13 protein-coding genes and 1 tRNA gene are annotated in these 11728 nt (G+C 46.2%); 8 read left to right on the forward strand and 6 right to left on the reverse strand.

All coding sequences use genetic code 11. From position 1 onward, the window contains the following. Positions 1-30: 30 nt before the first annotated feature. The 8 genes from istA to G006_RS28315 all read left to right on the forward strand — a co-directional run bounded on the left by istA (position 31) and on the right by G006_RS28315 (position 7142). Positions 31-1386, forward strand: a complete 1356-nt coding sequence (gene istA, locus G006_RS26640; RefSeq protein ID WP_235048848.1) for an IS21 family transposase — start codon at positions 31-33, stop codon at positions 1384-1386. After that, a complete protein-coding gene (locus tag G006_RS29110; protein ID WP_235048847.1) occupies positions 1329-1565 on the forward strand; it encodes a hypothetical protein in 237 nt (78 codons plus the stop codon). The genes istA and G006_RS29110 overlap by 58 nt, the downstream gene beginning before the upstream one ends. After that, on the forward strand, positions 1555-2304 hold the full coding sequence (istB, locus tag G006_RS0110090; RefSeq protein WP_020483065.1) for an IS21-like element helper ATPase IstB: 750 nt from the start codon (positions 1555-1557) through the stop codon (positions 2302-2304). Before G006_RS29110 ends, istB begins: the two co-directional genes overlap by 11 nt. 374 nt (positions 2305-2678) lie before the next feature. After that, the gene (locus G006_RS0110095) at positions 2679-3239 is read left to right on the forward strand and encodes a hypothetical protein (RefSeq protein ID WP_020483066.1); all 561 of its coding nucleotides are present in this window, start codon (positions 2679-2681) and stop codon (positions 3237-3239) included. A gap of 152 nt (positions 3240-3391) precedes the next feature. After that, positions 3392-3781: a hypothetical protein gene (locus G006_RS29115; RefSeq protein WP_020483067.1), complete on the forward strand. Its 390-nt coding sequence runs from the start codon at positions 3392-3394 to the stop codon at positions 3779-3781. A 14-nt stretch (positions 3782-3795) separates the two neighbouring features. After that, on the forward strand, positions 3796-4764 hold the full coding sequence (locus tag G006_RS0110105; RefSeq protein WP_442785762.1) for a tyrosine-type recombinase/integrase: 969 nt from the start codon (positions 3796-3798) through the stop codon (positions 4762-4764). A gap of 614 nt (positions 4765-5378) precedes the next feature. After that, positions 5379-6797, forward strand: coding sequence for a hypothetical protein (locus tag G006_RS0110110; RefSeq protein WP_020483069.1), 1419 nt, complete (start codon positions 5379-5381; stop codon positions 6795-6797). Positions 6798-6860: 63 nt separating this feature from the next. Beyond that, positions 6861-7142 carry a hypothetical protein gene (locus G006_RS28315; protein WP_152428843.1) on the forward strand — a complete coding sequence of 94 codons (282 nt, stop codon included), beginning with the start codon at positions 6861-6863 and terminating at the stop codon, positions 7140-7142. A gap of 88 nt (positions 7143-7230) precedes the next feature. Here the strand turns inward: G006_RS28315 and G006_RS25395 are convergent, their stop codons facing one another. From G006_RS25395 to G006_RS0110145, 6 genes are all read right to left on the reverse strand, one after another. After that, entirely contained in the window at positions 7231-7929 is a 699-nt protein-coding gene (locus G006_RS25395) for a tetratricopeptide repeat protein (protein WP_020483071.1), read from the reverse strand. 457 nt (positions 7930-8386) lie between these two features. Then, positions 8387-8710, reverse strand: a complete 324-nt coding sequence (locus tag G006_RS27740; protein ID WP_235048850.1) for a hypothetical protein — start codon at positions 8708-8710, stop codon at positions 8387-8389. A gap of 364 nt (positions 8711-9074) precedes the next feature. Continuing rightward, positions 9075-9150 (reverse strand) — tRNA-Lys (locus G006_RS0110130). 102 nt (positions 9151-9252) lie between these two features. Continuing rightward, on the reverse strand, positions 9253-9801 hold the full coding sequence (locus G006_RS0110135) for a response regulator transcription factor (RefSeq protein WP_020483073.1): 549 nt from the start codon (positions 9799-9801) through the stop codon (positions 9253-9255). Then, positions 9779-11152, reverse strand: coding sequence for an ATP-binding protein (locus G006_RS0110140; RefSeq protein WP_020483074.1), 1374 nt, complete (start codon positions 11150-11152; stop codon positions 9779-9781). The genes G006_RS0110135 and G006_RS0110140 overlap by 23 nt, the downstream gene beginning before the upstream one ends. A gap of 289 nt (positions 11153-11441) precedes the next feature. Continuing rightward, the gene (locus G006_RS0110145; RefSeq protein WP_020483075.1) at positions 11442-11717 is read right to left on the reverse strand and encodes a hypothetical protein; all 276 of its coding nucleotides are present in this window, start codon (positions 11715-11717) and stop codon (positions 11442-11444) included. Between the last annotated feature and the right edge of the window lie 11 nt (positions 11718-11728).

Raw genomic sequence — 11728 nt, forward strand, 5'->3', positions numbered from 1 at the left:
TTTTTGCCGGAGAAACCTGGAGTGATAAAAATGGAAGTCATAACCGAAATCAGGCGATTGCATTTTGTTGAGAATGTCACCGTCAGCGCCTTGGCGAAATTGTTCAAGCTGTCCCGTCCCACTATTCGTAAGCACCTCAATACACTCGAAGAGCCGGTTTATCCAATCCGAAAGGAGCAACCTCACCCGAAGCTAGGCGACTATCTCAAGCTGCTAGATGACTGGCTAGCAAAAGACGCTTGCTTACCTCGCAAGCAGAGACGTACCGCTCAAAGGCTATTCGAGTGTTTGCAGGTTGAAGGTTATATCGGTGGGTACACGGCGGTGCAGCGTCGTGTCAAAGACTGGAAGCTAAATCACTCTGGCAAACCCATCGCCAAACAGGCCTTCGTGCCTTTATGCTTCCCACCTGGTGAAACGTGCCAGTTCGACTGGAGTCATGAAACGGCCGTGCTTGGCGGCGTGGAACAAATCGTCAAGGTGGCGCATTTCCGTTTGACCTACAGTCGGCAAATGTTTGTCATTGCTTATCCGCGTGAAACCCAAGAAATGGTATTGGACGCCCATAATCAGGCATTCGCGTTCTTCGGCGGCGTACCCAAACGCATGGTGTACGACAATCTGAAAACCGTGGTGGATGCGATCTTTGTTGGCAAGGAGCGGCGCTTTAATCGCCGTTTCCTCACCTTAGCCAATCACTATTTGTTTGAGCCTATAGCCTGTACGCCGGAAGCGGGCTGGGAGAAGGGGCAGGTCGAAAATCAGGTCGGCAATATTCGCGAATGGTTATTCACGCCACTGCCGCATTGTGCCAACTTTGCCGAGTTGAATGCTTGGCTGGCAAGACGTTGCCAGGAGCTGTCGGCACGACCGCATCCCGAACAGACTAGCCGCTCAACAGCGGAATGCTTCGCGGAAGAGCGGCCAGTGCTACTGCCCATCAAGGCGCCCTTCGAGGGTTATGTGGAATCGATGCGCCGAGTATCCAGCCAGTGCCTGATCTGTATTGATCGCAATCGGTATAGTGTCCCGGCAGCCTGGGCCAATCGCGTGGTATCGGTAAGACTCACGGCTCATCGCGTCTGTATGGTGGCGAATGGTAAAGTGCTTGCCGACCATGAACGTCGCTTTGGGCGAGATCAGTTAATCTGTGATCCTTGGCACTATTTGCCGGTATTGGAGAAAAAGCCCGGTGCATTACGCCATGGCGCACCGTTTGTGACCTGGGATTTGCCGGTATCGATCAAGGTGGTGCGTGATCGTATCCTTAAACAAGATAGGGGCGATAGAGCCTTTGTCGATCTGCTGTTAATACCCACAGGGCACAAGTGGCGAGAGACCTGGGGGAAACCGGTCTGGATACGCTGGATGTGGCCTGTGATCTGACCTTGCAAACCGGCGTGATTAGCGCGGCCATCGTACTCAATGAAATGCGACGCCTAACGGAAGCTGCTCAGCCAAAACCGTTGACGAATACACCGGCATCGACACCCACACTCACGCTCGAACCCGTCGCCGATTGCAGTCGCTACGACACCTTACGGAGCGCACGCCATGTCCATTGATCGCGCTGCGCAACTGAAAACCCTGCATCTGTTCGGTATGGCCGCTGCCTGGAACGAATGGCAAGCCGAATATGGACTTCAACAAAAACCCATTATGCCGGAAGTCTGGTTGGATCGCTTGATTGCCACGGAGCAAGCGGATCGCCAGGCGCGCAGTTTAAATTATCAACTCAAAGCGGCGCGCTTTCCCATCCATCGTGACTTGATGAATTTTGACTGGGTAGAAACACCGCTGCCCAAAGCCAGAATCGAACAGCTCGCGACCGCTGGCTTCATGGATCAAGCCTACAACCTCATTTTAGTCGGCGGTACTGGCACCGGTAAAATCCATCTCGCAACGGCCTTGGGCGTGGCGGCCATTCACCAAGGCAAACGGTTACGCTTCTACAACGCCGTCGATCTCGTCAACCAATTGGATAAAGAAAAACAGCAGGGCAAAGCCGGTAATCTCGCGAAGCAACTGACCACCATGGATGCTGTCATCCTAGATGAATTGGGTTATCTACCTTTTCCCGCATCCGGTGGCGCCTTGCTATTCCACCTGATCAGCCAACTCTATGAAAAAACATCCTTGATCATCACCACCAATCTCAATTTCGGCGAATGGGTTCAGGTATTCGGCGATGCCAAGATGACCACGGCGCTTTTAGATCGTATTACCCACCACTGCGATATTTTGGAAACCGGCAATGATTCCTATCGATTCAAGCAACGAAAAAAGGCGGTGGAAAACCAATAACCCGTCGCTGTAACTGCAAACTTTTCGACGATCTTTCCTGGATACTTTTGGAAAGTTTTCTAAGCCGTTTGACAGCCCGCCTCCACCACGTTTGGTTCGGGCTTGAGTATCGGCCCGCAATTGGCTAATCAGCAAATAGAGAAACATAGCAATCACTGTACCCTGTCCCTTCGATCCTTTAAGCTCACCAGCAAGCTGATACTGATATACCTCGTTCTGCTCCATTTTTAACACTTGCAATCCCAGTTCCTGACGCCCGCAAACGGCAGTGAGGCATTGCGCAACTAAGTCAGCACCCTTGGCGGGAATCACGCTGCTTTTTATTAACCCATTTAGATAATGCCGGATTGCGTCTTTACGATTGTCGACAGTCGATGGCAACGTTGGATGTCACGATTTGGCATTACGAAAAAATGGCGATGGCGACCAAGGACTCGCCATCGTTACGGTTGATTGCCTGGAACCTTCTTCACCGAGGGATTCAAGCAAAACTCGGCGAACCACCATTTGCCGACTTTCAGTGGCAATTGCTGATTGATGACCGAAACACACTGCGTTACCAACATGGCGGACTCAAGCTCATTTCAAATCAAGGCATGTTTGGTGATGCAGCTTCTTCTATCGGTGAAACCGTCATCAGTCTTTATCAATCGGTTTGGACGGAAGCGTTTTGGCTCGAATTGCAGATTGCTTGTGATGTTCCATTTGTACCATCTTCATTTGACCATGTCGTCGCGCACTGTGCTGACGCCGATGACGACTGGGAAATAGAAAACGAACCTCACTTTACCGCCACCCTCGATCTCGAAGAAAGCTTGCTGATTGATCCATCCATGACGATTGAAGACCTTTCAAAATGGATAATACAGATCGTACAAAAAACGATGGATGCAATTCTGTTCATCATTGGCACCAATAACCCGGAGAAAAGCTAAAAAACCAAAGTTTTGCTCAAACTGTCCAAAAGACGGTGTTGATTGCCTTATCAGCGCCATCTTTTAGCTTTTTTACCGGCAAAAACCACTGCCAAAAAAGCCAATTCTAAAGCTGTAAATGACTTGCACCCTAACGAAACGCGGTGCAAATCATGTCCGAAACACACATTTCAACACATTCCATTCTTCCCCGATTTATTCGCATCCGCGATGCGCCTTTCTATCTCGGGATGGACAAAAACCGTTTTAACACCGAAGTCAGACCTTCGCTTACCGAAATCAAAATCGGCCAGCAAGGTATTGCCTTCGATCGTATTGAACTCGACGCCTGGGCCGACGAATACGTTCGTCGCTTCGGTAAATCAAGTATGAAAAAACAAGATAAACAAGAGAAATCATCATGGCAAAGAAAATCCCAGGTCTCGTCAAAAGAGGCGAATTTTGGCACATTGATAAAGTCATCAAAGGCAAAGGACGTGTTTGCCTCAGTACTGGAACAGACAATCTCCAGGAAGCCGAAAACTTCCTCGCGAAAATCATAGATGAGATTCGGCAAGTGACGGTCTACGGTGCCAGGCCTAAACGCACGTTTCGAGAAGCGGCGACGAAATATTTGCAGGAAACCGAAAAACGCAGTTTAGCTAGAGATGCGTACTGCCTCAAAAACCTTGATCCCTTCATTGGCGATATGGACATTATGCATGTGCATATGGGCACTTTGATGCCCTATATTGAAGCAAGGAAAGCGGCGGGCATCAAAAGTAAAACCATCGGCAGAGACCTCGCTGTTTTACGTCGGATTCTCACTTTGGCTGCTCGGTCGTGGCGAGACGAACAAAACAAGCCTTGGATCGATATACCACCTTTGTTGGCAATGCCAAATTGGGAGGATGGTGCCGAACCTTATCCCTTGAACTGGCAAGAGCAAGCCCGGTTCTTTGACTTGCTGCCAGAACATCTTCGCGTGATGGCACTGTTCAAAGTCAATACCGGCTTGCGTGAACAAGGTGTTTGTTGGTTGCGCCGGGACTGGGAAGTCAAAGTGTCGGAGTTGAACACGTCGATTTTCATCACCCCCGGTAAACGCATCGAATATGAAGATGGCATTTGGCGAGGAGAGAAAAACAAGGAAGACCAAATCGTGGTGCTCAACCAAGTGGCCAGAGGCATTATCGAGCAACAACGCGGCTTGCATCCGATTTACGTGTTTCCTTATGAAGGGCGGAGGATCGGTGCCATCCATACGACGGCATGGAAAAATGCATGGCGCAAAGCAGGTCTGCCGGTCGATGGTTCGCATAATAAAGGGCCACATAATCTCAAGCATACCTTTGGGCGTCGCTTACGTTCTGCTGGCGTGCCTTTGGAAACACGCAAAGTGTTGCTTCACCACAAGTCAGGTGACATTACCACGCATTATTCCGGTGCTGAGCTTCGAGAGCTGATTGCTGCGGTCGAAAGCATCTGCGAAGCCGATGCCGGTATTCCGATCACGTTACTGAGACGAGGAACAAAAGCCAAATAACATCGCTGAACTGGCGGTCTTCTTTAAGGCCGCCAACAGCAAGTTGTTGGTCCATATCTTACGATTGTGTTGCCATGACAGATGTAACATAATTGAATTTGAATGATTCCAAACATTAGTAAGTAAACGTACTTATATGAAGAACTTTTTTAAAAGTTAACCTTTATGCATAATTAATGGCCGGAAAGTAAGTTCAGACAAACATCGGAATTTAAAATAATATTTGCTTTGGGTCTAGATTTTTGATTGCGAAGTTTCAGCCAATAGCCGTCAAAATTTCGATGTCAACTGTCCAGCCGATAGCAAGGGTGTGGTGAGGTTACGAACCTTTTCGTATGAAATGAATGATGGCTATATCTGCGAGTTACTTGAAAGCAAGTCATTAAATTCAAACGACTCTTGGTATTGAATTGAAAAAACAGAATTTTTTTTCATGACTCCGAATTATGTTGAAGCCCCGCAGGGCACAAGCAAGTTGCGGTCGATTTACAACAGTCGCAGTCAAGCGATCCGTTTGAGGAGAAGTTAACTAGGTCGCACCTAATTGGTATCAATAGATTCTAATGCGCGATAGAGTTAATGTTGTTACCAACAATAAGCAATCAGGAGTAAACATGAAATCAATATTCCTTAACTTCAATGCTTTATTCGTGTGCACAGTAGGATTATTTGCATCAGTTGCACAAGCTCAAAATGACGTTATATCGCAACGGATGAATGAATGTCGTAAATCAATTATCCCGCTGGAAATATATCAAAAGTTTGGCTCTAATTATGAAAGCGCTTTCCGCGATGCCATGTGTGGAAAATGGTATACCGAGCATGAAGAAGAGGCAAAGAATTCCGCGGGCGGGGGAATCGATGTATTAATTGTTAGTGCATCTGGTTCAGCGGATTCAAGTAAATCACAAAAGACGGTATCGCGAATAGAGTACTGCCAGAACACTAATTACAAGGTCAGGCAAGAGTTTAATGATGAGTTTTGGAGGCGTTCTGCTGATCCAATTTCACAATCTGGTTACAATCTTTGCATTCATCAGGTTTTTCAATACGCGAGTAGTACGACAGGTAGCTATCCAGTCAAAATCTCGGTTCAAGAGATTGGTGAAATGCTGCAATTTTCCGTTCGATTTGATGCGAACTTCGGTGGAGATAAACCACGTCTCAAGGATATAAATCCTGCCAGACTCCGTTGTAGCGGTAAGAACGACCGGTGGAAGAACATGGTAATTCCAAGTCAAGGTGACGGAATAGTATTTGAATGCCGATGGGCAACTGAAGATGCTGGTGAAGCAATATTTACTGCTATCACTACGAGAGGTGATGTTGTTAGCTCAGTGACTCGGGAGGTTCGTCCTTATGTTAATGTTCGACAAGTTAAACTAACTCCCGAAGATAAAACGATCAGTACTAAGCCAGTCTGCGGAGATCCTGTCAACACTCCGGAATTCTTTCATAACTGGAAAAATCATGACGATGGTAGATGCGCAGCTCTTACTGGCGATTATTGTTTAGGTAAATATGGAGTCGCTCTTACAGCTGAAAAACCGGAGGCTGATAAATTTGTTCGCCTTGTGAAACCATATATTAACTGTAACGACAATGCTAACGGTAGTTGCAATTGGAACGGAGGGAATATTGCAAATGCACAATGGACTACATCTGATTCAAGAGCACAAGCTGAGCTTTATTTTGGCTCTCATCAGGCAAGCCTAAAGATCTGTGCTGAACAACAAACCTACTCCAAGCAAGATAGAGAGGACCCAGTAAAAACATTCGATCTACCATTAGGGGGCAGGTTTACTGTTTCCATACCCAAAGGAGAACATCACAAACTCAATGCAACTTGGCGGAATGGTATTTCTGAGCAATTCAATCCAGACGTGGGAAATAGAGCTTTCCAGCTAGAGACTCGGCAAGATGTTGGCAACCAAACACTGTTGACATACAAAATACTGACTTGGGAACAGCCTGGCTCGGTTATTGGTCAACAGTTTAGAACAACAAGAACAAGACTGAAAATGATGGATTGATAGACTTATTCTCTCTTGATTGTTAGCTAACATCCATAATTTACTAAACAGAAGGGGGTAAATATGAAATTAGGTATAAAAAATCTTTTATTTATAAGTGTCAATGCTATAAGCATGGTAACTATATTGCCCACAGCTAAAGCAGACTGTTTAGCTGCACAGCAAGTTTGTGAAGATGCCAGAAAAAAAGCAGCGGAATGCCTGGATAGAACAAAGATTGCTTGCGGACCTATTCTTGAACAAAAGATTTCTGCATGTAATCAGGCTGATTTTACTTGCGAAAAAGAGCGTTCTATTAGCAGACCTTGTCCTTCTGGACAAACCTGTGCAGGTTCAGCACGATAGATTTTAAAAAAAATGATTTACTGTTGTGACACTATTTCTACTAGTAGTGTCACAATTTTCAGCACTACTTCTACACATTTAAAAATGGCTATTCTTTCAACCAATGCTCTGTAAGGTTCTGCGCATTACGTAATTGCTCAGGGGTCATAACACCTGCAACTGCATCTCTAGCCCCCGGGGCATCTTTATTACCATTTGATGCTGCTAAATTAAACCACATGTATGCAATTTCAACATTATATTTTCCATAACTATATTGAGAATACATGCGTCCTAGATTATATTGAGAAAGTGCAGAACCTTTCTTGGCTGCTTTCAAATACCAATCTTCGGCTTTTGCGTAATCCTGGACAACTCCTTTGCCCCTCTCATACATGTAAGCAATATTATTATATGCTGCTATAACACCATCATTGGCGGCTTTACTAATTAATAAAAATGCTTTCGCATTGTCTTGAGTAACACCATGCCCATTCATATACATAACCCCTAATGCATTGTTTGCATCAGAGTAACCGTTATTAGCGGCCTTATTAAACCAATCAATGGCGACTTTATAGTCTTTACGCACACCTTTCCCTTCAGAATATAAAACACCAAGTTTGTATTGTGCTTGCGAAACCCCGCTGTTGGCAGCTAATATGAACTCGTTAATGGCTTTATTAAAGTCTCCATCGGCTTCAGCCTTTAATCCATCTACTAAATCAGCTTTGGATTGATGATTTAGTCCGATAACAATCATAATGATTAGGCAAAAGACTTTATATTTTTCATTTTTCATACTCATAAGTAGCGGCCTTTATAATAAATCACATGATTTGAATAAATATAAAACAAAATAGTTTAAAAGCTACTGCATTATCTCAAGGCCACTTTGAGATCAATCCAGATTTAGGAAGCTCTCAGGCCATTTTTTTGATGCACTTGAACTCGTTGCGAAACACACACCTATTGCTAGAGATCGGCTTGACTGTGGCGAGAAACATCGGTCATTCGGTCATCTATTCGTCAAAACAATTCAATGATAAAGTCGTCTGTGGTCATGGGCGAGACTCCGGCGAAAAAGCATTTTTGGTCAAATACTTATCGCTCTATATTCTACCCATGACCACCATAAATCAACTAGCGACAAAGGTTAATATTTTTAGTATTCTAAATTTGATTGGCTGCTTTCCGTCAGTATTGAGTCATCGATAAAATTAGTATAACTGACTCTTGTGGGTCGTCAGCTGCTGGTCGATGCATCACGCTTCGAACTCGACATCGAAATATGAGTGACTTGACTCATCTCCATATATCAAAGACAAACAAGAAATTTCTGGCATATCACATGCCTTTGCCGAATACGCATCAAGTATTGGCAAGACATGTCGGACTGATCTGGGGCTGATATAAACGAAATAGCAATCATCATCCGCCCAACAGCCAAACATCGCCATACCTTCAGGCCCATTTCTGGCAATATAGGCGGCATGAAATGCTCCCTGAAGGACGTGCAATTCGCCAGATTCATATTCTTGACGGGAAAGAGTGATTCGGTGCCAGCTCCAGCTCATTGATGTTGTCATACCATGCTCGCTTTCCAATGGAAGCTTATGTGGAAAGTCAGTGTAGGCCTGTTACTGGCTAATGCCAAACTTAGGAAGGGCTTTACGATCTTCCAAGAAGGGGAAGCGATTTGCAACTGAGCGTCGAACAATGGCAATAGCAAGCTGAGCTAAGTGATTGTCACCGATGATAGCAATCGGTGACTTAATTGTATTGGTTTGAATGAAAGCTGCTATCGGCTGAAATGGTGATTCAGCATGGCGACAAAGTTGGCGTAGGCCGCAGTGACAATCAAGTCACGCAAAAATCACGCAAGCCGAATTTCAGGCACAAAAAAACCAGCTCTGATTTCTCAGTAACTGGTTGATTTGCTTATCGAATTGATGGTGGGTCGTGTGCGATTCGAACGCACGACCATCGCATTAAAAGTGCGGTGCTCTACCGGCTGAGCTAACGACCCCCTGAATGAGCCGCCCATTATACTCAGAAATATTAGCTTTGCAACGACTAATTGTAATAAATACAAAAACAATGCTTTCCCTTCCTAAATAATGCCGGTCCTTTACTCTTTTACCGGCCTTTTTTCCAGCTTTCTTTGCAAGGTTCTTCTGTGCATATTTAATGCTCTGGCGGCGGCTGAGATGTTACCGTCGTGCTGCATCAGCACTTTTTGCAAGTGCTCCCACTCCAAGCGCTTTACCGATAGCGGATTGTCACTGATAGCTACCGACGCATCGCCTTCGTTTTTGTATAAGGCACTAACAATCTCATCGGCATTCGCCGGCTTGGTCAGATAATGGATAGCACCTAATTTTATAGCCTCTACAGCTGTGGCTATACTGGCAAAGCCGGTCAACATGACGATTTGGGTATTGTCATCCAAGGAAATCAATTTTTTGACCATTTCCAGACCGGAGTCAAAACCGATTCGTAAGTCGATTACCGCATATTCGGGCTCGGTTTGTTCCGCCAGTTTCATTGCCGTATCGACATCATTGGCGACAGTCACTTGAAAATTGCGCTTTTCCAACGCCGGCTTCAGCACCGAACAAAAGGTGACGTCATCATCGACCAGCAGTAAATTGGGCTTATCCGTAGGTAATTCGTTCATGCGTACTCTCCTTAGCTAATAGCGGCAAACTGATTTCGACGCAGGCGCCGCCCGACTCTAAATTACTGAACTGTATTTTACCGCCGAGCCGCTTGATAGTGGTATAAGTCAAAAACAAGCCAACCCCCATGCCTTGCTTATTGCTCTTGACCGGTTGATGCCCGGCAAACTCGATAAATTCAGCGGGCAAACCTGGACCGAAATCCCTGATTTTCAAATTTAGTGTTTCCTCGTCCCATTCCACATGAAACTCGATGCCCGCGTCGACCGGCGATGCCTCTGCTGCGTTATTTAGAATATTGATGATGGAGTGTGTCACAGTACGCTCCGCAATCACCCGCGCGTCCATATCCACATCCGGCGATATAAATAGTTTAAGCCGGGTAGCGGCTTTATGCGTGCGCCACTGCCCCAACACTTCATCGATGTACTCGCTCACCAGCATCACCTTGCCGGATTCCGCCCGCATCTCGCCGGCGGAGGCCGACATCACCGACAAGGCCTGCTTACAGCGATCAATCTGCTGCTGAACTATCACCAGCTTCTGATGCATATCCGGGTAACGATGCTCCGACAACTCTTCCGCCATCTCATGCGTCAAAATGGCAATCGTCCCCAACGGTGTGCCCATATCGTGCGCGGCACTAGCCGCCAAGGTGCCCAGGGATACAACTCGTTCGTCGCGTAGCGCACTCTCGCGGGCATCCGCTAAATTTCGCTCACGTTCTTTCAAGGTTTTGGACAGTTCGACTACGAAAAAAGCCACCAAGCCGGCGCTAAACACAAAACCAAACCACATACCAAATACATGCAGATTGAAATACCGCCTGTCGTTCATCAAATGCATTTGCAGACTCATTTCCGGCGTCATCTCCGCCATTGCCGGATGCGCCATATGCGGCTCCACGGCCGGCAAGGGTACGTTGTAGGCAATCAGCACGGTATAGACGCAGGACGTAATGATTACCATATTCCAGGCATAAGCCTGCGGTAGCATGATAGCGGTAACAATTAATGGTAAAAGAAACACCCAAATAATCGGGTTTGACGCGCCGCCAGTGAGATAAAGCAAATAGGCCAGCGCCAACACATCCATGCATATTTGCGAAAAAATCTCGTGCTCGGTTACTTCTTCCGGCGTTCTCAGTCGCAGCCAGGTGTATAGATTGAGTATGGAAATCGCAAAAATCGCCAGCCACAACTGATTTTGCGGCAAATTGATACCCAAACCGTTCACCGCGATAAATACCGCTACCGTGACGGCAAACAGCATCAAATTTCTAAGAATGTATAACCAACGCAGGTTTTCGCGAATGGAGATTTCGGCTTTGGGCAGAATGTGTGAAAGCATAGAAACAACACTAAATTGAAGAAAGCACCGCAGCGATATACTACCGCCGCTCGCTTAATAAGGTGGAAAGCCAACCAAACTTGGATGGCGGCCACCTGAGTATTCACAATCGATTTTTGGTAGCAAAACCTTAACCCCGTTTGCTCACCCGATATAAACCCCTACGCGCCTTGGCAAATACGGAATTAAGCTAGCCGCTTAAAAGATCGAAAGAGAATCTACGAGCTAATCTTTCTGGAGCAAACACAAAGGTCTGACGAATCATGCCCCTAAAAAATAGTGCGGCATATCACGCACCGGCCAAACGCCAGCCGCCGTTTTTATCCACCCATCTCATGCTCAGCCAATACCAGAACGTCATGGGCAGCATCATCGCAAACCATTCCCAATCGTCGATTAAAAATAATTTGGCAACCCAGCCGTTGCCATCGAAATAGAGTGGCCAAGGCACACAGTACAGAGTAAAAACAATACTACTCCAGATCAACAGTAATGCGCCTTTGCGGGTTTCTATACTGGACAGTGCCAGAAACACCCACAACGGGGTTTTATCGGTTTTTTGCATACATCTCTCCA

Source organism: Methylomonas sp. MK1 (assembly GCF_000365425.1).
Lineage (GTDB): Bacteria > Pseudomonadota > Gammaproteobacteria > Methylococcales > Methylomonadaceae > Methylomonas.

Excerpts from the sequence above, each read along its gene's own strand:
- G006_RS0110095 (WP_020483066.1), top strand. The coding sequence starts at position 2,679 with ATGGCAACGTTGGATGTCACGATTTGGCATTACGAAAAAATGGCGATG.
- G006_RS25395 (WP_020483071.1), bottom strand. The coding sequence starts at position 7,929 with ATGAGTATGAAAAATGAAAAATATAAAGTCTTTTGCCTAATCATTATG.
- G006_RS0110145 (WP_020483075.1), bottom strand. The coding sequence starts at position 11,717 with ATGCAAAAAACCGATAAAACCCCGTTGTGGGTGTTTCTGGCACTGTCC.
- G006_RS0110140 (WP_020483074.1), bottom strand. The coding sequence starts at position 11,152 with ATGCTTTCACACATTCTGCCCAAAGCCGAAATCTCCATTCGCGAAAAC.
- G006_RS0110110 (WP_020483069.1), top strand. The coding sequence starts at position 5,379 with ATGAAATCAATATTCCTTAACTTCAATGCTTTATTCGTGTGCACAGTA.
- G006_RS29115 (WP_020483067.1), top strand. The coding sequence starts at position 3,392 with ATGTCCGAAACACACATTTCAACACATTCCATTCTTCCCCGATTTATT.
- G006_RS27740 (WP_235048850.1), bottom strand. The coding sequence starts at position 8,710 with ATGACAACATCAATGAGCTGGAGCTGGCACCGAATCACTCTTTCCCGT.
- G006_RS0110135 (WP_020483073.1), bottom strand. The coding sequence starts at position 9,801 with ATGAACGAATTACCTACGGATAAGCCCAATTTACTGCTGGTCGATGAT.
- G006_RS28315 (WP_152428843.1), top strand. The coding sequence starts at position 6,861 with ATGAAATTAGGTATAAAAAATCTTTTATTTATAAGTGTCAATGCTATA.
- istB (WP_020483065.1), top strand. The coding sequence starts at position 1,555 with ATGTCCATTGATCGCGCTGCGCAACTGAAAACCCTGCATCTGTTCGGT.
- istA (WP_235048848.1), top strand. The coding sequence starts at position 31 with ATGGAAGTCATAACCGAAATCAGGCGATTGCATTTTGTTGAGAATGTC.